Below are 23,935 nucleotides of genomic sequence, written 5' to 3'. Positions count from 1 at the left end.
CGACCTTGAACGACACCGTCCTGGTCCGTCCCAACCGATCCCCGCAGGCCCACCAGGAGCTCATCTGCCTCGCGTTCTGCGGCGGCGGCGCCGGCGCCTACCTGCCCTGGGCCGACCACCTGCCGCCCGGCACCGATCTGGCGGCCGTCTGCTACCCGGGCCGGGAGGGGCGCTTCGCCGAGGAGTTCGCCCAGGACTGGGACGAACTGGCCGAGGACGTGGTCGGCGCGCTGATCGCGCACGCCGACCGCCCCTACGTACTCTTCGGCCACAGCCTGGGCGGGCTGCTCGCCTTCGACGTGGCGGTGCGGCTGGAGCGGCGCGGTGCCGTGACGCCCAGCTCGCTGGTCATCTCCTCCGCGGCCGCCCCGCGACCGGGGCAGTCGCCGCAAGAGATGTGGCCGACCACCCCGTCGCAGGGCACCTGTGACGAGGAGATCGTGACCTGGATGCGGTCCTTCGGCATCCTGCCGGAGTACGTGCTGGACGATCCCGATCTGCTGGACATGGCCGTGGAGTTGATGCGCGCGGACATCCAGGCCCGGGACTCCTACGCCTACCGGGCGGGTGACACCACCACCGTCCCGGTCCAGCTGCTGACCGGCGAGAGTGACCAGGTGATCCCGCGCAGCGTCGGTGAGCGGTGGCGCGAGCTCGCCGTCGGGGAGTTCCGACACGACGTGCTGCCGGGTGCGCACTTCTATACGCCCCGGGTCTGGGACACCCTGCCGACCCGGATGGCGGCCCTCGAACACTGAGGGCCTTCCAGGCCCTTGGAGGACCCCGCCGGCTCGTTCACCGCCAGGACCGCGAGCTGCCGTTGGGGCTCGCCGAGTTCCGCCAGCCCCAGCCGGCGGAACTCGGCGAGCGCCTCCTTGGTCCGCTCCTCGGCCTCAAGCGTGCGGCCCAGCGCGCCGAACACCCGACCGAGGACCAACAGGGCCCGAGCGGCGTCCCGTTCGGCGCCGCGCTCGCGGCACTGCTCGACGCCCTGCTCGGCCAGCGACAGCGCCCGGTCGAGCCGGCCGAGCGCGCGCAGCGCGTCCGCCAGACCCGAACGGCAGCTGGCCTCACGCCCGCGCAGCCCGGCCTCCACACAGATCGCCAGGCACTCCTCGAAGGCTGCGACCGCCTCCGGGTAGCAGGCCGACTCGTGCAGCGCCAGGCCGTGCACGTACAGCGCGAAGCTGAGGCCAGGGGCGTTGCCGAGCGAGCGCAGCGGGCCGAGTGCGGCCGCCGCGGTCTGCCTGGCCTCCTCGGGCTGGCCCGCCCGCAGACGGGCCAGCGCGGCGTTGAGGCTGGTCACCAGCTCGCTGGCACGGTGCCCGGCCGCGCTCGCCACCCGCGCCGCCTCCTCGTAGCGCCCGGCCGCCTCCGCGTAACGCTGGCGCAACTGGGCGATCAGTCCGAGGTCGTTGAGCGCCTGGTGCAGCACCGCCGGGTCCGCGGCGCAGCGAAGCGCTACCTCTGCGGCCAGTGCGTGCCGCTCGGCGGCGTCCAGTCGCAGGCGCTGCAGCGCCGCGTTGCCGCAGACGAACCGGGCGCGCCCCACGGTGCGGTCCTCGCCGCGCCGCTCGGCGGCCGCCGCCACGGCCTCGGCGGTGTCGGCCAGCCGGTCGTAGGGGATCTCCTGACCGAACGGGCTGAACAGGACCAGCACATCGGCGGCCGCGGCCAGCGTCCGCCCCTCGCCCTGCGCGTCGCAGGCGGCGATCCTGGCCGCCTCCACGGCGGTCTCCACCTCGGCCCGCGCCCAGCCGCGGGCGGCGGCCAGATCGACGAAGCCCGGCACCTGCGGGCAGTTCGGAGCCAGCAGGTCGGCCACCGGGTCGCCGGGCACCATCGCCTGGAAGGCCCGGTGCGCGCGGGCCCGCAGGTGCCCGAGCAGCCGCTCCAGCGCCTGCTCCTGCTCGCCCGGCTGCTCGGCGGGCAACTGCTCGGCGAACGCCCGCACCAGATCGTGGAACCGGTAGCAGCCGGGTTGCGGCGACTCCAGCAGAGCGGCGTCCACCAGCGATTCCAGGAGGTCCTCGGCGGTGGGTTCGGGCAGCGCGAGCAGGGCGGCGGCCGAGGCCAGGCTGGTCGCGGTCCGGGTGACACGGGCGAGCAGCCGAAACGCCCTGGCCTGCGCCGGGGTCAGCATCCGGTGGCTCAGCTCGAAGGTGTTGGTGACGGCCAGGTCGCCGATCCGCAGCTCGGCCAGCCGCCGGTCACTGTCGCAGAGCCGCTCGGCCAACCGCTCGATCGACCACTGCGGGCGGGCGGCCAGCCGAGCGGCGGCGATCCGCACGGCCAGCGGCAGCCGGCTGCACGCGGCCAGCAGCCGCTTGGCGTCCGCGTCCGCTGCGCCGACCCGCTGCTCCCCGACCACCCGGCCCAGCAGCTCCCAGGCTTCCTCGGGGGTGAACAGGTCGAGGTGGACCTGCGCGCTGATCGGCAGGCCGACCAGCCTGGTCCGGCTGGTGATCACCACCGCGCAGCCCGCCGAGCCGGGCAGCAGCGGCCGGACCTGCGCCGCGTCGCGGGCGTCGTCGAGCAGCAGAAGCACCCGGCGGTCGGCCAGCATGGTGCGCAGCAGGCAGGCGGCGTCGGCCGGGTCGGCCGGCAGCGATCGGCGCGGGACGCCGAGCGCGGTGAGGAAGGCGTCCAGCACGGTCTTGGAGTGCTCGGGGTCCGCGGCCGTGCCGTACAGATCCGCGTAGAGCTGCCCGTCGGGAAACCGCTCCTTGACCAGGTGGGCGAACCGGGTGGAGAGCACCGACTTGCCGACGCCGCCCATGCCGGTGATCGCGGTGATCACGGGGGTGTGGCCGCCGCCGCTGTCCAGGGCCTGCCGAAGCACCGCGAGGGCTGCCTCGCGCCCGGTGAAGTCGGGGATGCCGGACGGCAGCTGAGCCGGCACCGCCTGGAACTCGGCGACCGGCGCGGGGGCCGGTGCGGGCTCCTGCGGGGGTTCCTGGACGGCGGGAGCGGCGACCGGCTCCACCGGAACCGGCGCACCCGGTGCCGAACCCTCCGCCAGAACCCGCACCTGCAACTCGCGCAGCTCGGCGTTGGGCTCGATACCCAGCTCCTCGCGCAGCACGGTGCGCGCCTGCCGATAGACCGTCAGCGCGTCCGCCCGCCGACCGGCCTCGCTCAGCGCCCGCATCAGCAGGCCGTAGGGCCGCTCCCGCAGCGGACTCTCCTGGCTGAGCGCGGTCAGCCCCGGGATGATCGAGGCCGCGTTCCCGGCCACCAGCTCGGCCTCGAACCGCTCTTCCTCCATGGTGAACCGCAGCTCCTCCAGCCGGTCGCGCTGCTGCCGCGCGAACGGGCCGGGCACCCCGGCCAGCGGCACCCCGTGCCACAGCGCCAGCGCGTCGCGCAGCAGCTGGCGGTGCTCCACGAGCCGGCCCTGCCGGTGCAGCTCCTGCGCCTCGGCCGCGAGCTGCTCGGCCCGCAGCGCGTCCACCGACTCCGGCGGCACGTCCAGCCGGTAGCCGTTGCCCACCGAGACCAGCAGGTCCTGCGGCCCGGTGCGGCACTCCTCCAGACTCCGACGCAGCCGCCACACATTGGTCCGCAGCACGGTGATCACGCTCGCCGGCGGCTCGTCCCCCCAGACCGCGTCCACCAGCCCGTCCGCCGTGACCAGCCGCCCAGCCCGCAGCAGCAGCACGGCCAGCACCGCCTGCTGCTGCGGGGAGCCGGCCCGCCGCCAGTGCCCGCCCCGGCAGACCTGCACGGTACTCAGCACCCGAAACGCGATGTTCGGTTCCATAACACTCCTGCCCCTATGAACCCGGAAGGGATCACGTCCGCCGACTGCCGCGGCCGCCTCGATGAAACCCGACACTATGCGCGCCAGATCTACAGGAGATCAACGAGAACAAGCACCCCTCGCACGCGAATGCGTTCCCCACCGGGGAGGACGCCCAGGACTGACTCGACCGCACCGCCAAGGCCGCCAGCCGCAGCGGCGCCAGCGGGGGAGATCTAAGGGCTGGTCGGGGCGTTGAGCCACAGGCGAGTTGGGTCCGCAGCCGTGCGCCGTTGTCCGCCGGCGTCCGGGGCTGTCGGCGTACGGTTGGTGTACGCCAACTTGACGAACCGAATGTCATCCCCCTGCCCGCTACGGCAATTCGGCGCCGTCGAGTACTCGGCGGACTGCTCAACAAGTACCACGCCGCACCGATCCCGCCTTCTCACCCACCGCTGGAAACTCCCAGATCAGCGGCCTGATCGGAGTTTTGACACCCTTCAGGGCCTCACTGGCCGTCTCAACCTTCAGCGCAGCTCGTTGCGGAGCGCGTCGAACGCCTCGTTGATCAGGACGGGCAGGTCCAGGGTTCCGTTGCTCTCGGTCCAGACGCTGATCGCCGTCATGGCCGCGGCCAGGCAGGCGGCCGCCACCACGCGGGTGTGCAGCGCGTTCTGCGCGTACCCCGAGTGTGCGGACAGTGCCCGGGCGATCAGCTCCTGGTCCGCAGCCTGCCGCTCCCAGGTGCGGGCGCGCAGCGCGGGGGTCGACAGGACCAGCCGGTTGCGGGCGAGCAGCGCGTCGCGGTCGGTGGTGTAGACCCGCTTGAGGCCCTCGATGAGCGCGTGGCGGATCTTGTCTATGGCCGACTCGTCAGCCGGCCGCTCGGCGATGAGCTCGGCGATCACCGGGTCGTAGTCGTCCGCGAGGGCCGCATCCTCCTTGGTGGGGAAGTAGCGGAAGAACGTCATGTGGGAGACCCCGGCGGCGTTCGCGATCTCCTCCACGGTGGTCGCCTCATAGCCCTGCTCCAGGAACAGGCGCATGGCCTGCTCCTGGAGAGTGCGGCGGGTCTGGGCCTTCTTGCGCTCGCGCCAGTCCGGCGTCGCGTCACTGGTCTTCATGCGGTCATTCTCTGACAGTGGCGGCGCCGAAGTCCGCCGCGTCGACCAGCTCCAGCACCACCGGATCCGGGGCGGGGGTACGCCTGGGAAGGTAGATCAGGCAGGCGATGGTGCCGAGCACGGCGGCCCCGGCGCAGCTCAGCATGACTGCGGACATCCCGTCGATGTAGGCGAGGCCCGCGGCCTGCCGCAGCCCCGCCCCGGCCGGGCCGAGCTTGTCGGCGATCGCCGAGGCGGCGGCGACCGACTCGCGCGCCGGGTGGGCCGCGGCAGCGGGCAGGCCGTGTAGCGCGGGGTCGATCTTGTGGGAGAAGACCGCGGACAGGATGCTGCCCAGCCCGGCCACCGCGAGGGCGCTGCCGACCTGGCGCAGGGTATTGACCACAGCCGAGCTGGCGCCGGCGTCGGTGCCGCCGGAGGCGCTGATGGCGGCATCCAGGGCCGGCCCCATGACGGCGCCGATGCCGAAGCCGCAGCCGGCCAGACCGCCGGCGATCAGGCCGTAGCTGCTGCCGGTTTTCACCTGGGAGAGCGCCACGAGTCCGCCGGTCATCACGACCAGGCCAGTCACGACCACGGCCTTGATCCCGATCATCTTGTCCGCCCACGAGCCTGCCGCACCGGCCACCAGCAGCCCGCCCATCAGGGGAATGATCCGCAGGCCGGTGCCCAGCGAGTCGTAGCCGAGCACCACCTGGATGTACTGCGGGACCACGAAGACCACGCCGGCGAGGGCGAAGGCCACGATCATGATCGCCACGGTGTTCCAGGTGAAGACCCGGTTGCGGAACAGCTTGGTGTTCATCAGCGGGTGGTCGAAGCGGCGCTCCCAGAGGACGAAGACGGCCAGCAGCACCACCGCGGCGACCAGCACGCCGATCGTCGCCCCGTCGGCCCAGCCGTGCTCGGGGCCGCGGATGACGCCGTAGACCAGGGCCACGATGCCGGTCACGGCGAGCACCGTGCCGAGCCAGTCCAGTTTGAGGGCGGCCGGGTCGCGCGACTCCTTGATCAGCAGCGCGCCGACCACCAGGGTGATCGCGACCACCGGCACATTGATCCAGAAGACCGAGTTCCAGGAGAAGTGCTGGAGCAACGCGCCGCCGACGATCGGCCCCAGCGGCATTCCCGCGCCGATCGCAGCGGTGAACACCGCCATCGCCTTCGTCCGCTCGCGTCCGTCGAAGGTCGCGACCAGCATCGCCGGGGTCATCGGCAGGATGATCGCCGAACCGATCCCGAGCAGCGCCCTGGCTCCGATCAACTCCCCCGTGGTGTGGGCGAGTCCAGCCCAGAACGAGGCCCCGAAGAAGATCGCGAGGCCGATCAGCAAGACCCGCTTGCGGCCGAACTTGTCGCCGAAGGCCCCGGCGGGGAGCATCGCGCCGGCCACCGCGAGCGAGTAGGCGTCGACGATCCACTGCAGGTCGGAGATGCTCGCGTGCAGGCTTGTGGAGATCGTCGGCAGGGCGACGTTCAGGACGGTGAAGTCCAGGCTGAGCACGAGTACCGACAGGCAGAGCGCTGCCAGCATCCACCACCGTCCGGGGACCGGTGGCCGTTCCTGTTCCATGACAACCTCCTGTTAGCGACTAACACGTTAGAGACTAACTTTACGCCCCCGGGCATGCAAGTGCCTTCCCCCGCAACGGTGATGGCGCGCCGACCCAACCGGTCCGGCCGCCCCGGCGGGGCCGCAGTCGCCGCGGCCGCCGGGCGCGTCCGGCAGGGCGCGCGCCCTTCAGGCGGAGTCAAGTCGAGCTTTGGTAGACCGCCTGAGGCTGATTGCGACCCCGAGTTCCCGAGGTGCTGCGCACCCCTACCGGCGAGCCGGACGGCGGCCGGACGACGTTGCAGTACGCCGAACTCTGATGCAGGCGGTCACCGCCGACGGCGCGATGCTGGCCATGGAGGCCACCGAGGAGGAACTCACCCCGCAAACCGCCGAGTTGACCGACCGCTTCTCGATCGTCGCCGTCAACGGACCGCACGCCACCGCGGTCTCCGGCGACGCCGACACCGTCACACGGATCGCACAGACGTGGCGCGAGCGCGGCCACCGGGTCAAGCAGTTGCCGGTCTCGCACGCCTTCCACTCCCCGCGCATGGACACCATGCTGGCGGATTTCGCCGAGGTCGCCCGGGGCCTCGACTACGCCCCATCGCGCCTGACCGCGGTCTCCAACCTGACCGGCGAACCCGCCACCGCCGAACAGCTCCGCTCACCCGACTACTGGGTGCAGCCTGTCCGCCACACCGTCCGGTTCCGCGACGGCGTCGGCGCGCTCGCCTTGGGCGCCACCCTGCTGGTCGAGGTCGGCCCGGCCTCGCCGTGGGCCAGGCGCACGTGTGGGCCACCGAGGTGCACCAACCAGGACGGCGCCGGCAACGGGCTCACCGCCCCAACAGGCCGTCCCAGCAGCGGGTGATCCGCCAGGCACTGGCCAACGCGGGCATGACGGACGATCAGGTCGACGCGGTGGAAACACGCGACACCGGAGCCACGCTCCGCGCCCCGGTCAAGGCCCAGGCCCTCATCGCCCCTGGTCACAACCTTGATCGCCGGCCTCCGGCCTCCTCGCGCCGGTTCGGCACGTCCAGCGCCCTCCCGCTCTCCGCCAACATGAGCGTTGCTCATATTAGAGAATCCTCGCCGGAACACCAGATGCGGCGCAGCGCCTCCTGGGTGCCTACGCGCGGACGACGCCGTCGGGCAACGCGCCGTGCAGGACGTCCAGTTGAGCGGATCGCGGTTTCGGGGCGACACCGGCACGAGAACCACGGTTGACACACGCCCGAAGCGACTTCGCTCCCCCGGCCGCACGACATGACAAGGCGTCACGTTATCGTCATGCCGCCTTCACCTGACTCATGTTCAGGCGGGCGATGATTCATCCGGCGGCCCGGCAGGGGCGGCCGGGACCAGCATCCTACCCGGGGGACAGTACCTGTGACCGTACGCCGTACCATCGCCGGCCCTCTGGCAGCCGGCCTGTTCGCCGCCGCAGCCGCCCTGATCCCGGCGCCCCCGGCCAGCGCGACCGGGACGGGCGCTCTTCCGTTCGGCTCGGCCACCACCGTCGGCCTGCACAACACCTACGACCCGGCCGCCTACGGGTACCTCGCCCAGGGGCTGGACACCGGTACCGGCATGATCGAGCTGGACGTCTGGACGGACACCATCACCGAGGAGTGGAAGGTCAGTCACGCCAACCCGTTCGGCAACTCCAACAACTGCACCGCCGCGAACGCCCCGGCGCAGCTCTACACCGGCGGCGCCAACAAGAACCTCGAGAGCTGCCTGGACGACGTCCGGGTCTGGCTCGGCGCCCACCCGGGCGCCGGCCCGCTGGTGGTCAAACTGGAGCTCAAGGCGGGCTTCTCGGCCAACCACGGCATGGGGCCCGCACAGCTGGACTCCCTGATCGCCGCCCACCTGGGCTCCGCCGTGCTCCGCCCGGCCGATCTGCTCGCCAAGCCCGGCGGCGGCTCGTACGCCACCGTCGACGAGGCGGTCCGCGCCGGCAACTGGCCGAGCCGAGCGGCGCTCGCCGGCCGCGTCCTCCTGTACGCCATCCCGGGGACGGTCGAGGAGGGCAACCCCTTCGACACCCTGCACACCGACGTCGAGTACGGGCGGCACCTGCGCGACCTGGCCGCGGCCGGCCGCATCGGGGACGCCCAGCTGTTCCCCGCCGTGCACCGCGCCGCCGGCGGTGACCCGCGCAGCGCGTACACGGGCGCGGACGCCGGGATCAGGCCGTGGTTCGTGGTCTTCGACGGCGACGCCGCCACGTACACCGGCGGCATCGACACCGCCTGGTACGACCGTTCGCACTATCTGCTGGTGATGACCGACGCCCAGAACGTCGCCCCGGCGATCAGCGCCACCGCTCCCACCGCCGACCAGGCCCGCGCCCGCACCGAGCAGCTCGCCCGAGCGCACGCGAGCATCGTCTCCAGCGACTGGCGCAAGCTCCCGGCCGTCCAGTCCCTGGTGCTGCCCCGGGGCTGACCCGCCCGCCGGCGTGCGGTACCGGCCCGCGACGGGCGCCGGTACCGCACCGGTCCCACCTGGCGCCGCCGCCGGGGGACCGCTCTGCCAACATGAGCCTGGCTCATGTCAGCGATTCGCAACCGGAATGCCGGATACGGCACAGTAGTTGCATGACGGCGCGGACGGACGGCCAGCGGGCCGGGGCGGGCACGGCGGCGCGGCGCAGGCCGGTGCAGCGGCGCAGCCTGGAGCGGTACGAGCGGCTGCTGGACAACTGCGCGGGTCTACTGGACGAGGTCGGTGCCGGCGGGCTGACCACCAAGGAGGTGGCCCAGCGCGCCCGGGTGCCGATCGGCACTCTCTACCAGTTCTTCTCCGGCAAGGAGAGCCTGCTCGCCGCCCTCGCCGAACGGAACCTGGACCGTTACCTCGACCGCCTCGCCCGCCGGTTGGACGCCGAGGCTCCGCAGGGCGTGGCCGGTTTCGTGGATCTGGCCGTCGAGGAGTTCGTGGCCATGAAGCGCGCTGTCCCGGGCTTCTGCCACGTCGACTTCGGACTGGTCGAGCAGCGTCCCGCGGGCGTCCGCGACGGTCTCCACCTGCTGGACGACGACCTCGACAACAACGCCGCCGTGGCCCTGCGGCTGCGGACCCTGGCGGGCGGACTGTTCGACACCCCGGATTTCGCGGTCGCCCTGCGGGTGGCCATGGAGTGCGCCGACGCGGTACTCAAACTGGCCTTCCGCAACGACCCGGACGGTGACCCTGCCCTGATCGCCGAGGCCAAGCGCCTGCTGCGCTGCTACCTGGCCGACCATCTGCCCGTGTGACTCCGCCCGGCCGTACCCAGGCCCTCGCCCGGCCGTACCCCTCGGCCCCGGCCGCCCCCGCCCCCGAGCCCCTCCCGGCCGTGGTTCCCGGCCCCGACCGGCCGTATCCCGGCCCCGCACGACATTGCGACCACCCGGTTCACGCCGCACAGTGGAAGAGCGGAACGGCCGCCTGCCCTGCTGGTGGCACAGTGGTCGCCCGCCGGTACAGCCCGTACTCCCCGAGGAGCAGATCATGCATGCGGCGGTAGGTGACCAGCTCCACATCCACAGCAGATCAGTCGGAATGGTGGATCAGAAGGGCGAGATCATCGAGGTGCGCGGAGTCGACGGCGAACCCCCTTACGTGGTCCGCTTCGAAGACGGCCACACCGGTCTGATCTACCCAGGCCCCGACTGCAACATCGAGACCAAGAAGAGCTCCGGCAGCTCCAGCCGGTAACCACCCCCGAGCGATCGATCACGCGGCCAGGAGCATCGACCATGCCGGCGCCGCCCCTTCCGGGTCCCTTGGCCCACCTGGCTCCGCTGCTGGACGGCTACGGCTATCCGGCGGTCGGAGCCCTGGTCTTTCTGGACAACTGCGCCATCCCGGTGCCGGGCCAGACCATCTTGGTGCTGGCCGCCGTCTACGCGGGCACCGGCCGCCTGAACATCGCCGCGGTGGCCGCGGTGGCGACGGTCGCCGCGGTCGCCGGCCATGGCGCCGGCTACCTCATCGGCCGGACCGGCGGGCTGGCGCTGCTCCACCGCTGGGGCCGGTACCTGCTGATCACCGAGGAACGGCTGGCCAAGGCCGACCGCTTCTTCGCCCGGCACGGCCCCAAGGTGGTCCTGGTGGCCCGCTTCATCGACGGCCTGCGGCAGACCGGTGGCATCATCTCGGGCGCGGCCGAACTTCGCCCGAGCCGCTTCGTACCAGCCGACGCGATCGGCGCCCTGCTCTGGGTCGGCCTCTGGTCCTCGATCGGCTACGCCGCGGGCGCGGACATCGGCACCCTCTACGCCCAGGCGCTGCACTACCAGGTGGTCGCGCTGGTCGCGCTCGTGGTGCTGGCGGTCGGCCTGGTGGCGGTACGGCTCCTGCGCCGCCGGCGCCGCTCCGGCCGGGACGAGCCGGACGGTGGCGGCAGCAGCAGCGACAGCGACAGCGACGAACCGGAACCCGCCGGCGGCGCGGAGCCCGCTCAGGGGCGTAGCGGGATCACCTCGAACGGGGAGGCGTAACGGGTGCCGAGCCGGCTGCCGGCGGCCCGCCCGGCCGACTCCAGGAACTCCTCCGGATCGGACATCTCCCCACCGAGGGCCTCCAGGTAGGCCCGGTGGGCCATCAGCGAGGCGACGCCCCGGTCGTGGAAGTCGGTGGTGTCCACTGCGTGCCGGGCCTCGGGCGAGGCGGCGGCCCAGACTTCGCGGACGCCGCTCCAGGGCGCCAGGCCCTCCTCGCCGAGCTCGGGGAAGATCCACCGGTTGCCCGCGTCCCGTACCGCGTCCAGGGCGGCCCGGCCGACCGCGATGTGGTCGGCCTGGTTGGGCACCACGCCGCCGTAGGTGTCCCGGAAGTTGGTGGTCATCACGATGTCCGGACGGTACTTGCGGACGACCCGGGCGATGTCGCGGCGCAGCCCGATGCCGTACTCGACCACGCCGTCGGGGTGGCCGAGGAAGTCCACGTCGTCCACGCCGACCAGCGCGGCGGAGGCGATCTGCTCGGCCTCGCGGACCGGGCGGCACCGTTCGGGTGCGAGCGAGTCGATGCCCGCCTCGCCGCTGGTGACCATGACGTAGCCGATCCGCTTGCCCTGGGAGGTCCAGCGGGCGACGGCGGCGGCCGCGCCGTACTCCATGTCATCTGGGTGCGCCACCACGGCGAGGGCGCTCTGCCAGTCCTCGCGGAGGTGCTGGTACGGGGTCGGTGGCTGATCACTCATGCTGCCTGCGGCCTCACTCGGCGATCTTGAAGGAGTAGTTGAAGTCGGTGTGGCCGACGTGGCGCATCATGTTCAGCCAGAACGGCATCAGCATCTCGGTGGAGCGGGCCGCGGTGATCCCGCCGAGGTCGACGATCACCTCGTCGGCCCAGCCGAACTGCTCCAGCAGCGACCTGACCCGGGCCTTGGCCTCGGGGTCCTCCCCTGCGATGAAGAGGTTGTGCGCTCCGGGGACCCGCCCGGGGTCGACCATCAGCGGCGCGCTGAGGGTGTTGAGCGCCTTCACCACCGCGGTGTACGGGAACTCCCGCTGGATCCGCTCACCGATGCTGTCGGTGTTGACGGGGTCGAGGCTGACCTCGCCGTCGGGTGCGAAGACCAGCGGGTTGGAGACGTCGATCAGGACCTTCCCGGCGAGCCGGTCGGCCCCGGCCAGGCGCAGGGCCTGGAGCGAGACCGTACCGGCGGTCGCGTTGATGACCAGTTCGCCGAAGTCGGCGGCGTCCGCGAAGGTCCCGGCGTGTCCGTAGGGGCCCGCCTGGCGGGCCCATTCGGCGGCCCCCGCGTTCTCCTTGGTGCGCGAACCGAGGGTGACCTCGTGGCCCAGCGACACCAGCTTGGCCGCGAGGGTCCGGCCGACGGTGCCGGTGCCGATGATGCCGATCCGCATGCTCCGTCTCCCGTTCCGGTGCTGGTCCGGGCCGATGCTCCCGCCGGCCCACGGTCGAACCATAGCCGTCGCGCACCTGAGGTGGCATCACCCTGCCGAGATGTCGTCAGATCGGCCTGGGCTACTCCACGGTGATGCCTTGACCACTCCACGGTGATACCCGGGCTACTCCACGGTGACGCTCTTGGCGAGGTTGCGCGGCCTGTCCACGTCCCGTTCCAGGGCCACGGCCGCGTGGTAGGCGAGCAGCTGGAGCGGGATGTTGAGCAGCAGCGGGTCCAACTCCGGCTCGCTCTTGGGGACCACGATGCAGTGGTCGGCGAGCTTGGCCTCGGGGGCGCGGTGGGCGATGGCCAGGACGCGGCCGGAGCGGGCCTTGATCTCGCCGAGGGTGGTGAGGTTCTTGTCGAGCAGCTCGTCGTCGGGTACCAGTGCCACGGTGGGCAGTTCGGGGCTGATCAGCGCGAGCGGGCCGTGCTTGAGCTCGCTGGCGGGGTAGGCCTCGGCGTGGATGTAGGAGATCTCCTTGAGCTTCTGCGCGCCCTCGCGGGCGACGGGGTAGCCGCGCACCCGGCCGATGAACATCATGCCCTCGGTGGGGGCGCCGGCCGTTCCGGCGAACTCGGCGGCCAGCTTGGCCACCTGCTCCTCCTGGCCGAGGATTTCGCGGATCTGGCCGGGCAGTGCCCTGAGCGCGTTCACGATCCGCCGGCCGTCGGCCGGGGAGAGGTCGTGGATCCGCCCGAAGTGCAGGGCGAGCAGCGCGAAGGCGATCACGGTGGAGGTGAAGGCCTTGGTGGAGGCGACCGAGATCTCCGGGCCGGCGTGCAGGTAGATACCGCCGTCGCACTCGCGGGCGATGGCGCTGCCGACGGTGTTCACCACCCCGAGCACCCGGCCGCCCTTGCGCTTGATCTCCTGGACGGCGGCCAGCGTGTCGTAGGTCTCGCCGGACTGGCTGACCGCGATGTAGAGGGTGTCGGCCTCGATGACGGGGTTGCGGTAGCGGAACTCGGAGGCGGGCTCGCTGTGGGCGGGGATGCGGGCGAGTTCCTCGATCAGCTGGGCGCCCATCTCGCCCGCGTAGTAGGCGGATCCGCAGCCGAGGATCTTCACCCGGCGGATCTCGCGCAGCTCCCGGGCGTCCAGGTTGAGGCCGCCGAGATGGGCGGTGGCGAAGCGCTCGTCCAGCCGGCCGGAGAGCGTGCGCTCGACGGCGGCCGGCTGCTCGTGGATCTCCTTGAGCAGGAAGTGCTGGTAGCCGGCGGTGTCGTAGGAGCCGATCTCCCAGTCGACGGTGGAGGGCTGACGGGTGGTCGGGCGCGCGTCGGAGGTGAAGGTGTTGAAGCCGCCGGCCTGGACGGTGGCCAGTTCGCCGTCCTCCAGGTGCACCACCTGCCGGGTGTAGCGGACCAGGGCGGCGACGTCGGAGGCGACGAACATCTCCTTCTCGCCGATGCCGAGCACGATCGGGCTGCCGTTGCGGGCGACCACGATCCGGTCCGGGCGGGCGGAGTCGAGGACGGCGATGCCGTAGGTGCCGACGACGTGGCCGAGCACGGCGCGGACCGCGTCCTCCAGCTCGCCGTCGTCGGTGAGGTGGGCGGCGACCAGGTGGGCGAGGACCTCGGTGTCGGTCTCGGAGGTGAAGGCGACGCCCTCGGCGGTCAGCTTGGCGCGCAGCTCGTCGGCGTTCTCGATGATGCCGTTGTGGACGACGGCGATCCGGCCCGCGTTGTCGACGTGGGGGTGCGCGTTGGCGTCGCTGGGCACGCCGTGGGTGGCCCAGCGGGTGTGGCCGATGCCGGTGGTGCCCTTGCCCCTCTGATTCGAGAAGAAGTGGGCGGGCACGGCGGCGGCGAGGTCGGCGACCCGGCCCTTCACCTTGCAGACCTTCAGGCTGCCGGCCTTGCCGGCGACGGCCACCCCGGCGGAGTCGTAGCCGCGGTACTCCAGCCGCTGCAGGCCCTCCAGCAGGAAGGTGGTCGCGTCCTTCGGGCCGATGTAGGCCACGATTCCGCACATGGGTAACTCCTCAGGTTCGATGGGTGGTACGGCTCAGCCGTAGACGATCCGGCGCAGCTGACGGGTGGACAGCTCGGGCGCCGCCACGCGACGGGCGGCCAGTTCGACGCCGAGGCGGGCGAAGATCCGCTCGTTGGTCAGGCCGCGTGCCTGCAGCTCACCGTGGCGGCGGCGGACGTACTCCTCGGTGCTCTCGGAGAAGTACGCCAGCACCTCCGCGATCACTCGCGCGGCCTCGCCCGGACCGAGCGGCGTGGTGCGGGTGAGGTGGGCGAGCAGGTCTTCGTGGGGGTGTGGTGAGGCGGACACGAGTGGGGAGCCTATGCGGACGTCCGCTCATGATCCAAGATTCCTGCCCGAAATCGGGCAGATCTCGGGGGATTCAGCGATTCCCAATCCCTTGATCTGCTCAATATTTGAGCGTAGCGTCATCCTGCGTACGCATATCGACACCTGTAGGCCTACGGGAAACCCGGGAGTTCGCATGTGCGGGATTACGGGCTGGGTCGCTTTCGACCGGGACCTCACCACGGAACGGGCCGCTCTGGACGCGATGACCGCCACCATGGCCTGCCGCGGCCCGGACGCGGGCGGTGTCCACCTGGAGCGGCATGCGGCACTCGGCCACCGCAGGCTCTCGGTGATCGACCTGGAGGGCGGCGCGCAGCCGATGACCGTCGAGGACGACGGCCGGCCGCTGGTCGCCCTCACCTACAGCGGCGAGGTCTACAACCACCTTGAGTTACGGGCCGAGTTGGAGGCCGCCGGCCACCGCTTCCGCACCCGCAGCGACACCGAGGTGGTGCTGCACGCCTACCTGAGGTGGGGCCACGACTTCGTCACCCGGCTGAACGGCATGTTCGCCTTCGCACTCTGGGACGCCCGCACCGAGGAACTGCTGCTGGTCCGCGACCGGATGGGGGTCAAGCCGCTCTACTACCAGCGCACCGCCGACGGCGTACTGTTCGGCTCCGAGCCCAAGGCCGTCTTCGCCCACCCCTCGGTGCGGCCGGCGGTGGACCTCGACGGGCTGCGCGAACTGCTCGGCCTGACCAAGACCCCGGGCCACGCGGTCTACCGCGGCATGGCCGAGGTGGAGCCGGGCCATCTGATCCGGGTCCGCCGCCAGGGGCTGACCGTCCAGCGCTACTGGGCACTTGAGGCCAGGGAGCACACCGACGACCTGGACACCACCGTGTCCACCATCCGCGCGCTGCTGGACGACATCATCGAGCGGCAGCTGATCTCCGACGTCCCGCTGTGCACCCTGCTCTCCGGCGGCCTGGACTCCAGCGCCGTCACCGCGCTCGCCGCGCGGGCGCTACGGGCCGGCGGACACGGCCCGGTGCACTCCTTCTCCGTCGACTTCGTCGGCCAGACCGAGAACTTCCGCCCCGACTCGTTCCGCGCCACCCCCGACAGCCCGTACGCGAAGATGGTCGCCGAGCACGTTGACGCCGACCACCGCACCATCGAGCTGGACAGCGCCTCCCTCACCGACCTGGCGCACCGCGACGCGGTGCTGCACGCCCGCGACCTGCCGGTCGGCTTCGGCGACATGGACACCTCGCTGCTGCTGCTCTTCCGGGTGGTCCGCCGGCACTCCACCGTCGCGCTCTCCGGCGAGTCGGCGGACGAGCTCTTCGGCGGGTACCCCTGGTTCCACGACCCGGCGATCATCGCGACCGACGCCTTCCCCTGGATCGCCTCGATGGCCGAGCTCTCCGGCCCCTCCGCCCGGCCCGGCGACGGCCTGCTCTCCCCCGACCTGGTCGCCCGGCTGGACCTGCCCGGCTACCGGGCCCAGCGCTACCGCGAGGCCCTGGCCGAGGTGCCGCACCTGGACGGCGCCGACCCGTTCGAGCGGCGGATGCGGGAGATCAGTCACCTCAACCTGACCCGCTTCGTACGCCTCCTGCTGGACCGCAAGGACCGGATGAGCATGGCCACCGGCCTGGAGGTCCGGGTGCCGTTCTGCGACCACCGACTGGTGCAGTACGTGTTCAACACTCCGTGGGCGATGAAGACCTTCGACGGCCGGGAGAAGAGCCTGCTGCGCGCCGCAGTCCGGGACACCCTGCCGGCCGCGGTGGCCGACCGGGTCAAGAGCCCGTACCCGAGCACCCAGGACCCCGACTACCCGCTCGGTCTGCGCGGCGAACTCGCCGAGGTCGCCGCCGACCCGAAGGCGCCCATCCACGCGCTGCTGGACCCGGTCGCGCTGGCCGACACCCTCCGCCCGGACGGCGACCCGCAGGCCAACCGGGCCGCCACCGAGCTCGCCCTGGACCTGAACGCCTGGCTGCGCGACTACGAGGTCTCGCTGAGCCTCTGACCCACCACTGAGCCTCTGACCTGTCGCCGGCCCTCGGACGTGTCGCTGCCCCCGACCGCCCGGGTGACCGGGTGCGGGCTCCGTCGTTGGACCGGAGCGGCCGTACCGCGGGCGATCTCGCCACCGGAACCGCAGATCTACCCGAACGGCCGTCAAACCCGGGTGGATTCTGGCCGATAGCTACAGGATGGGAACAAAACCCATCAAAAGCTTTCGGCCAGAGGAGCAGCGCATGCAGCCGCGAAGCTTCGCGATCGTCACCGCGGCCCTGCTCGGGGCGCTCGGCCTGGGCGCGGCCGCCGTCACCCAGTGGGTCCCCGCCGCGCCTGCCGCCGGCCCGGCCGTGGCGGGTGCCGGCGCGGCGGCCACGCCCACCGGCGACCCCGCGGTGTGGACCCGCAGCACACTGCGCAACAAGCTGATGGCCGAGATGGACGCCACCGACCCCGGCGTGGCCCTGGCGGACCTGGACCGGATCACCAAGAAGCTCCCGTACACCGTCCGGTTCTGCCACCCGATCGCGCACGAGCTCGGCCACGCCGCCGTCAAGCGCTACCACCAGGACTTCCAGAAGGTCCTCTCCTTCCCGCACGAGACCTGCGCGGCCGGCTATCTGCACGGCGCGGTGGAGGAGATGCTGGCCAACTCCGGCAACCCGGAGGCGGACATCCTCACCCTGTGTGCCCCCGCCAACAAGGGCCCCTGCATCCACGGAGTGGGGCACGGGACCATGTTCGTCACCAAGCAGGACGTCCCCGCCGCCCGGGCGCTGTGCAGCAAGTTCCCCACCGACTCCAAGCGGATCACCTGCTCGGAGGGCCTGTTCATGCAGTTCTTCGCACCGGACGAGGAGGACGAGAACGCCAAGGCCAACCTCCCCGCCGACAGGCTCGCCGAGGAGCCGCTCTACCCCTGCCCGGAGCAGCCCGCGCTGTTCCGCTCCGCCTGCTACTTCTACGCACCGACCTACTACCTCAGTTCGCACGACTGGCAGGACCACCCCGAGGTGTTCGCCGAGGCCCTCAAGTGGTGCCTGAACGCCCAGGCCACCGGCGGCGGGGGCGACTGCAGCCGGGGCGTCGGCTCACGCACCATGAAGTACAACCTGGACCGCGAGGACTGGGCCGCCCAGCAGTGCGCCACCGCTGCCGATGCCTGGCAGCGCAAGGCCTGCACCGAGGGCCTGATGAGCTACTACACCGTCAACTACACCGACGCCGGGGCCCCCGCCCGTCTCTGCAACAAGATCACCAACCCGGAGCTGGCCGGCTACTGCCGCAGCGCGGGCGGACTCTCCGCCACCCTGGACTGAGCGGCCGCTCCACGGCCCGGACTCCGCGCGGTCCGGCGGGTCGGCCGGGGCGGCGCGGGGAAGACCCCGACCCGTCGGTGAGTCGCCGTCCGGGGCGCGGGGAAGAGACCGCCGGCCCACAGCTCCGCACTCCCGGGTACGCATCGCACAGCCGGTCGTATGATCGGCGCAGCCAGGTGCGCCAAAGACGCCGCGCCCCAGTACCGCCCACTGGAGCAGCAGCATGAGCGACGCCACCGCCGACGACTTCCGCACTGCCGCCCGCGCCACCGCCGACCTGGTCGCCGACTACCTCGATGCGCTGCCCGGCCGCCCGGTCTGGCAGCCGATGGACCCGGCCGAACGGGCCGCGCTGCTGGACGCCCCACTGCCCTCCCGGGGCCGCCCACTCGGCGAATTGCTGGAAGAGATCGAGAACCGGGTGATGCCAGCGCCGATGGGCAACGGCCACCCGCGCTTCTTCGGCTGGGTGAACTCCGCACCCGCACCGGCCGGCGTGCTCGCCACCCTGGCCGCGGCCGCGATGAACCCCAGCTCCGCCGGGGGTGACCACGCCGACGTGCACCTGGAGCGCGCCGTGGTCCGCTGGATAGCCGAGCTGGTCGGATTCCCGCACCCTCCCGGCGGCGGCATCCTCACCTCCGGCACCTCGATGGCCACCATCCTGTGCCTGGCCGCCGCCCGGAACCGCGCCGCCCGCCTGGCCGGGTGCGACCTGCGCGAGCAGGGCCTGGCCGGGCTGCCCCCGCTGGTCGGCTACGCCACCGCCGAGAGCCACTCCTGCGTCCGCAAGGCCGTCGAACTGCTGGGCCTGGGCGGTCGCAACCTGCGCACCGTGGCCACCGACGCCGGTGGACGGCTCGATGCCACCGCGCTGCGCGCCGCCGTCGCCGAGGACCGCGCCGCGGGACGGCTGCCCTTCCTGGTGGTCGCCTCCGCCGGGACCGTCGGCACCGGTGCCGTCGACCCCTTCGAGCCGATCGCCGACCTGTGCGCCGCCGAAGGGCTGTGGCTGCACGTGGACGGGGCCTACGGCGCCTTCGGCGTGCTCGACCCCGCCATCGCGCACCGCTACGCCGGGATGGCCCGCGCCGACTCGCTCGCGCTCGACCCGCACAAGTGGCTCGGCGTACCGGTGGACTGCGGCTGCGCCCTGGTCAGACACCCCGAGGAGCTGCGCGGCACCTTCAGCCTGGTGCCCTCCTACCTGCGGGACGAGTCGGCGGGCGCGCTCGGCTGGTTCTCCGAGTACGGGATGGAGCAGACCCGCCCGTTCCGCTCGCTCAAGGTCTGGGCCACCATCGCCCACCGGGGCCTGGCCGGGATCAGCGCCGACATCGCCCGCTGCACCGCGCTCGCCCGTCGCCTCGGCGAGTTGGTCGAGGCCGACCCGCGGCTGGAGCTGCTCGCACCGGTCGAGACCTCCGTCGTCGCCTTCCGCTACCGCCCGGCGGGGGCGGACGAGCGGCTGCTGGACGCGGTCAACCGGGAGCTGCCGGCCGCCGTCCAGCAGCGCGGACGGGCATTCGTCACCGGCGCGGTCCACCGGGGCCGCGAGATGCTGCGGGCCTGCCTGCTGAACTCCGTCGCCACCGAGGCCGATCTGGTCGTCCTGTTGGACGAAGTACGCTCTGCGGCGGCCGACCTGACTGACCATCAACCGTCCGTTCCGGATCAGCCGGAGGCCACCCGGGCCTCGGGCGGAGACTTTTACCGACAGGTCACGGGGGATTCGTGATCGTGAAACACCGGCGGGACAGCATGACCGCATGGACTCCTCGACGCTCTCGGCCCGTCCCGCCACGCCCACCCGCGCCCAGCGCCGCTCCGCCCGCGGCCACCGCTGGCGCCGGGACACCACGGAACTCGCCGCGATCTTCACCGCCTGCGCCGCCGCCGACCTGGTCGCCAACGTGGTGGTGCACGGCCACGACGGACCGGTGCTGCTCTTCGGCTCGGCCGCCGCGCTGCTCCTCACCGCGGTCTGCCACGCCTGGTGGGCACACCGGCACCCGCACTCGCCACCGCCCCATCCCGATCACGGCGCACCGCCCGGGGAGGCGGCGGTGACCGGACCGCTGAGGGATTTCGAGCAGACCGCCCTCTGGCGGCTCCGTACCACCGTGCCCGACTCACCGGGCAGCCTGGCCCGGGTCGCGGCGGCACTGGCCGGCCTCGGGGTGAACATCGTCTCGATGCAGGCCCACCCACTGCCGGAGGCCACCGTGGACGAGTTCCTGCTCCGCGCGCCGGGCACGCTGGCCCGCGCCGAGCTGGTCGCGGCCGTCGCCGCCGCCGGGGGCCATGACATCTGGACCGACCCGGCCGACGCGCACGACCTGGTGGACGTGCCGGCCCACGTCCTGGCGCTGGCCACCCGGACGGCGCTGGACGCCGCCGAACTGCCCGTCGCGCTCCGGCAGTTGTTCGGCCGCTGCACCATCCGGCAGTACCCGGGCGGCGGCGAGCGGGCGGCGGCCGGAGTGGACGGCCATGTGATGCGGCTTCCCGCACCCTCAGGTGACCTGATCGAGCTGACCAGGCCGCAACTGCCGTTCACTCCGACCGAGTTCGCCCGCGCCCAGGCGCTGGTCGAGCTGGACAGCCTGCTCGGACCGCGCGTCCCCAAGGTCGAGGCCCGCCTCAGCCTGCCCGCCGGGACCGACCTGACGGTCCGCCGGGCCGACGCCGGCGACAAGGCCGCCGCACTGGCGATGCACCACCGCTGCTCCAAGGAGTCCCTGCGCAGGCGCTACCACGGCCCGGTGGTCGACGCCGACCGCTACCTGAACCATCTGCTCGACCCCCGGCACGGCCAGACCCTGGTGGTGGAGACCGTGGATGGTCGGATCGTCGCACTGGCCCACCTGATGTGGGACGACGACGGCGCGGAGGTGGCCCTGCTGGTCGAGGACGACTGGCAGCAGCGCGGGCTGGGCGTGGACCTGCTGCGGCGGATGGCGGCACTGGCCCTCGAAAGCGGAGTGCGAACGGTCTACGCCGTCACGCACGCCTCCAACACCGGACTGATCTCCACCATGCGCAGGCTGGCCGCGCCGCTCGATTACCAGGTCGAGGACGGCACTCTGGTGATCACCGCTCACCTCGCCGAGGCCGCCGACCGACTCCCCACCCCCTGGGCCACCGGCCCGGGCCGATAGGGCAAATCGGACCTCTTCCCGTCAAATCGGGGAAATTCGCCGGACCGCGGGGAAGCGCGCGCATCTGATGGTGGCCAGCCCGCCGGGCCCCGCGACCGGTCCCGCCTCCCGATTTCCGGTGTGCGGCGGTGCTCGCCCGGCAGAGCAAGTACCGCCGCACACCGCCCGCTTCACGTGGTTTCCCGCACTCTTGAGGACTCCCGTCGAGGCCCCGTCAGGGCGCTGCCGGGGCAGCCTGGGCAGGCCAGGGAGGGTCCGGGACTCGGACGTGGGCCGCGGAGTAGGTAGGCTGGGCCCGTCCCCGCCGCCCGACGGTCCCCTGCACGACCCGGGCGGTGCCGCAGCAAGGAGGAACCACTGAGCATGCCAGGCACCGATTCGGAAGCCACGGCCGCACGCGAAGCCTCACTGCCCGCCCGCGCCAAGCTCGCCGTGACGGCAGGCAAGGTCGCCGCTGCCCTCTCCCAGAAGGCCGGCCGAGGCAGTGGCTCGGTGATCGGCGGCAAGGTCGCTCTCAAGCTCGACCCCGACCTGCTCGCCACCTTGGCCGAGCACCTCGACGTGGTCCTGGTCAGCGCGACCAACGGCAAGACCACCACCACCCGGCTGATCGCCGAGGCCCTGCGCGCCGCCGGCCCGGTGGTCTCCAATGCGCTGGGTGCCAACATGCCCGCGGGGATCACCGCCGCGCTGGCGGGTGGCTCGGACGCCAGGTTCGGCGTGATCGAGGTCGACGAGAAGTACCTGGCCGGGGTCGCCCGCGACACCCGGCCGAAGGCGATAGCGCTGCTGAACCTCTCGCGTGACCAGCTGGACCGGGCCGCCGAGACCCGGATGATGGCCGAGAAGTGGCGCGAGGGCCTCAAGGACACCGACGCGGTGATCATCGCGAACGCGGACGACCCGCTGGTGACCTGGGCCGCCTCCTCCTGCCGCAAGGTGGTCTGGGTGGCCGCCGGTCAGGCGTGGAAGGAGGACGCCTGGTCCTGCCCGTCCTGCGGTGGTGTGATGCAGCGCCCCGGCGACGACTGGTTCTGCCAGGACTGCGGCTTCCGCCGTCCGCAGCCGCACTGGGCGCTCCAGGGCACCCATGTGATCGACCCGCAGCGCGGCGCCTGGCCGATCCAGCTCCAGCTCCCCGGCCGGGCCAACCTGGCCAACGCCACCAGCTCCGCCGCAGTCGCCGCCGTGTTCGGCGTGGCGCCGCAGGTCGCCCTGCAGCGGATGCAGTCGGTGACGGCGGTCGCGGGCCGCTACGACGTGGTCTCCTACCAGGGCCGCGACATCCGCCTGCTGCTGGCCAAGAACCCGGCCGGCTGGCTGGAGACCTTCTCGCTGATCGACGGCCCGCCGGCCCCGGTGATCCTCTCGGTGAACGCGATGGACGCCGACGGCACCGACACCTCCTGGCTCTGGGACGTGGACTACGAGCGCCTGGCCGGCCACCCGATCTTCGTGATGGGCCAGCGCAAGCTGGACCTGGCCGTCCGCCTGGAGGTCGCGGGCCTGCAGTTCCAGGTGATCGACTCGCTTGACCAGGCCGTGCAGGCGGCGCCGCCCGGACGGATCGAGGCGATCGCCAACTACACCGCGTTCCAGCAGCTGCGCAAGGTGGTGGCCAACTGATGTCGTACCCGACCGGCCACCCCCAGCAGTACAACCCGCAGCAGCCCCCGCAGCAGGGTTACAACCCGCAGCAGCCGGCGCCGCAGGGCTACCCGCAACAGCCCGCGCAGCAGGGTTACAACCCGCAGCAGCCGGCGCCGCAGGGCTACCCGCAACAGCCTGCACAGCAGGGCTACACCCCGCAGCCCGCGCAGCAGGGGTACAGCCCGCAGCAGCCCGCGCCGCAGCAGTACGACCAGCAGCCCGCGCAGCAGGGCTACGACCCGCAGCCCGCGCCGCAGCAGTACGGAAGGTCTCCCCGGATGAGTGAGAGCAGCCTGCGCCTGGTCTGGGTCTACCCCGACCTGCTCAGCACCTACGGCGACCGGGGCAACGCCCTGGTCGTGGAGCGCCGGGCCCGCCAGCGCGGACTCGGGGTGCAGCGCATCGACGTCCGCTCCGACCAGGCCGTGCCGACCAGCGGTGACATCTACCTGATCGGCGGCGGTGAGGACCGTCCGCAGCGGCTGGCCGCCGAGCGGCTGCGCAACGACTCCGGGCTGGTCCGGGCCGCCGAGAACGGCGCGATCATCTTCGCGGTCTGCGCCGGTTACCAGATCCTCGGCCACGAGTTCATCAACGACCTCGGCGAGCGCGAGCCGGGCCTCGGCCTGCTGGACGTCCGGACCACCCGCGGCGAGGGCGCCCGCTGCGTCGGCGACGTGCTCGCCGAGGTGGACCCGCGCCTGGGCCTGCCGCAGCTGACCGGCTTCGAGAACCACCAGGGTGTCACCCACCTCGGCCAGGGCGTCTCCCCCTTCGCGAACGTCCAGGTCGGCCGCGGCAACGGCACCGGGGACGGCACCGAGGGCGCCTGGCGGGACACCGTCTTCGGCACCTACATGCACGGACCCGTGATGGCCCGCAACCCGCTGGTCGCCGACATGCTGATCAAGCTGGCGCTGGACGTGAGCGCCCTGCCGCCGGCCGACACCACCTGGTACGACGCGCTGCGCGCCGAGCGGATCGCCGCGGCCGGCCAGCCCGCCTGACCTCCTCGCCTCGAAGGAGCGCAGCGATCTCGGGGGGTGGGGGGAGGGGGGGGGGGGGGGGGGGGGGGGGGGGGTACAGAGGCGAACAAAGGAAGGAAAAAAAAAGGCGAAAGAAAGAAACCCACCGTCTTCTGTTCTTCTCCCGGTCTCC

18 protein-coding genes and 2 pseudogenes are annotated in these 23,935 nt (G+C 72.2%); 13 read left to right on the top strand and 7 right to left on the bottom strand.

Annotated features, from left to right (window positions below; all coding sequences use genetic code 11):
- The first annotated feature begins 5 nt into the window (after nucleotides 1–5).
- The gene (locus ACZ5ON_RS04880) at nucleotides 6–758 is read left to right on the top strand and encodes a thioesterase II family protein (protein WP_465585585.1); all 753 of its coding nucleotides are present in this window, start codon (nucleotides 6–8) and stop codon (nucleotides 756–758) included.
- On the opposite strand, the gene ACZ5ON_RS04875 is transcribed toward ACZ5ON_RS04880, so the two are convergent.
- The 3 genes from ACZ5ON_RS04875 to ACZ5ON_RS04865 form a co-directional block, all read right to left on the bottom strand.
- Nucleotides 701–3,763, bottom strand: coding sequence for an AfsR/SARP family transcriptional regulator (locus ACZ5ON_RS04875; protein WP_465585580.1), 3,063 nt, complete (start codon nucleotides 3,761–3,763; stop codon nucleotides 701–703). The genes ACZ5ON_RS04880 and ACZ5ON_RS04875 overlap by 58 nt on opposite strands.
- Before the next feature lie 506 nt (nucleotides 3,764–4,269).
- Nucleotides 4,270–4,866, bottom strand: a complete 597-nt coding sequence (locus ACZ5ON_RS04870) for an acyl-CoA-like ligand-binding transcription factor (protein WP_465585578.1) — start codon at nucleotides 4,864–4,866, stop codon at nucleotides 4,270–4,272.
- 4 nt (nucleotides 4,867–4,870) lie between these two features.
- Nucleotides 4,871–6,439, bottom strand: coding sequence for an MFS transporter (locus ACZ5ON_RS04865; RefSeq protein ID WP_465585575.1), 1,569 nt, complete (start codon nucleotides 6,437–6,439; stop codon nucleotides 4,871–4,873).
- Nucleotides 6,440–6,629: 190 nt separating this feature from the next.
- Here ACZ5ON_RS04865 and ACZ5ON_RS04860 point away from each other — a divergent pair.
- From ACZ5ON_RS04860 to ACZ5ON_RS04835, 6 genes and pseudogenes are all read left to right on the top strand, one after another.
- Nucleotides 6,630–7,178, top strand: a pseudogene (locus ACZ5ON_RS04860) (acyltransferase domain-containing protein); the annotation flags it as partial.
- 57 nt (nucleotides 7,179–7,235) lie between these two features.
- Nucleotides 7,236–7,408, top strand: a pseudogene (locus tag ACZ5ON_RS04855) (hypothetical protein); the annotation flags it as partial.
- Between the two features lie 408 nt (nucleotides 7,409–7,816).
- Nucleotides 7,817–8,881 carry a phosphatidylinositol-specific phospholipase C domain-containing protein gene (locus ACZ5ON_RS04850; RefSeq protein ID WP_465585573.1) on the top strand — a complete coding sequence of 355 codons (1,065 nt, stop codon included), beginning with the start codon at nucleotides 7,817–7,819 and terminating at the stop codon, nucleotides 8,879–8,881.
- 152 nt (nucleotides 8,882–9,033) lie between these two features.
- Nucleotides 9,034–9,693 carry a TetR/AcrR family transcriptional regulator gene (locus ACZ5ON_RS04845; RefSeq protein ID WP_465585571.1) on the top strand — a complete coding sequence of 220 codons (660 nt, stop codon included), beginning with the start codon at nucleotides 9,034–9,036 and terminating at the stop codon, nucleotides 9,691–9,693.
- Between the two features lie 235 nt (nucleotides 9,694–9,928).
- Nucleotides 9,929–10,135: a DUF1918 domain-containing protein gene (locus ACZ5ON_RS04840; RefSeq protein ID WP_465585569.1), complete on the top strand. Its 207-nt coding sequence runs from the start codon at nucleotides 9,929–9,931 to the stop codon at nucleotides 10,133–10,135.
- 41 nt (nucleotides 10,136–10,176) lie between these two features.
- On the top strand, nucleotides 10,177–10,920 hold the full coding sequence (locus tag ACZ5ON_RS04835) for a DedA family protein (RefSeq protein WP_465585567.1): 744 nt from the start codon (nucleotides 10,177–10,179) through the stop codon (nucleotides 10,918–10,920).
- On the opposite strand, the gene ACZ5ON_RS04830 is transcribed toward ACZ5ON_RS04835, so the two are convergent.
- The 4 genes from ACZ5ON_RS04830 to ACZ5ON_RS04815 all read right to left on the bottom strand — a co-directional run bounded on the left by ACZ5ON_RS04830 (nucleotide 10,881) and on the right by ACZ5ON_RS04815 (nucleotide 14,628).
- The gene (locus tag ACZ5ON_RS04830) at nucleotides 10,881–11,624 is read right to left on the bottom strand and encodes a PIG-L deacetylase family protein (RefSeq protein WP_465585565.1); all 744 of its coding nucleotides are present in this window, start codon (nucleotides 11,622–11,624) and stop codon (nucleotides 10,881–10,883) included. The two genes, ACZ5ON_RS04835 and ACZ5ON_RS04830, sit on opposite strands and share 40 nt — an antisense overlap.
- Nucleotides 11,625–11,637: 13 nt before the next feature.
- On the bottom strand, nucleotides 11,638–12,294 hold the full coding sequence (locus tag ACZ5ON_RS04825) for an NADPH-dependent F420 reductase (RefSeq protein ID WP_465585563.1): 657 nt from the start codon (nucleotides 12,292–12,294) through the stop codon (nucleotides 11,638–11,640).
- Nucleotides 12,295–12,459: 165 nt separating this feature from the next.
- Entirely contained in the window at nucleotides 12,460–14,319 is a 1,860-nt protein-coding gene (glmS, locus tag ACZ5ON_RS04820; protein WP_465585561.1) for a glutamine--fructose-6-phosphate transaminase (isomerizing), read from the bottom strand.
- A gap of 33 nt (nucleotides 14,320–14,352) precedes the next feature.
- Entirely contained in the window at nucleotides 14,353–14,628 is a 276-nt protein-coding gene (locus tag ACZ5ON_RS04815) for a hypothetical protein (RefSeq protein WP_465585558.1), read from the bottom strand.
- Between the two features lie 175 nt (nucleotides 14,629–14,803).
- Between ACZ5ON_RS04815 and asnB the strand changes: the two genes are divergently transcribed.
- The 6 genes from asnB to ACZ5ON_RS04785 all read left to right on the top strand — a co-directional run bounded on the left by asnB (nucleotide 14,804) and on the right by ACZ5ON_RS04785 (nucleotide 23,784).
- Nucleotides 14,804–16,654, top strand: a complete 1,851-nt coding sequence (gene asnB, locus ACZ5ON_RS04810; protein ID WP_465585556.1) for an asparagine synthase (glutamine-hydrolyzing) — start codon at nucleotides 14,804–14,806, stop codon at nucleotides 16,652–16,654.
- Between the two features lie 232 nt (nucleotides 16,655–16,886).
- On the top strand, nucleotides 16,887–17,966 hold the full coding sequence (locus ACZ5ON_RS04805; RefSeq protein WP_465585554.1) for a hypothetical protein: 1,080 nt from the start codon (nucleotides 16,887–16,889) through the stop codon (nucleotides 17,964–17,966).
- Nucleotides 17,967–18,189: 223 nt separating this feature from the next.
- A complete protein-coding gene (locus tag ACZ5ON_RS04800; RefSeq protein ID WP_465585551.1) occupies nucleotides 18,190–19,704 on the top strand; it encodes a pyridoxal phosphate-dependent decarboxylase family protein in 1,515 nt (504 codons plus the stop codon).
- A gap of 31 nt (nucleotides 19,705–19,735) precedes the next feature.
- The gene (locus ACZ5ON_RS04795; RefSeq protein WP_465585548.1) at nucleotides 19,736–21,127 is read left to right on the top strand and encodes a GNAT family N-acetyltransferase; all 1,392 of its coding nucleotides are present in this window, start codon (nucleotides 19,736–19,738) and stop codon (nucleotides 21,125–21,127) included.
- A gap of 363 nt (nucleotides 21,128–21,490) precedes the next feature.
- Nucleotides 21,491–22,753 carry a MurT ligase domain-containing protein gene (locus ACZ5ON_RS04790; protein WP_465585546.1) on the top strand — a complete coding sequence of 421 codons (1,263 nt, stop codon included), beginning with the start codon at nucleotides 21,491–21,493 and terminating at the stop codon, nucleotides 22,751–22,753.
- Between the two features lie 302 nt (nucleotides 22,754–23,055).
- Nucleotides 23,056–23,784, top strand: coding sequence for a type 1 glutamine amidotransferase (locus ACZ5ON_RS04785; RefSeq protein WP_344640395.1), 729 nt, complete (start codon nucleotides 23,056–23,058; stop codon nucleotides 23,782–23,784).
- Nucleotides 23,785–23,935 lie beyond the last annotated feature (151 nt).

The sequence above is a fragment of the Kitasatospora sp. NPDC032150 genome (assembly GCF_055579945.1).
The sequence above is the reverse complement of the archived record's forward strand: the minus strand, read 5'-3'. Positions and strand labels throughout refer to the sequence as shown.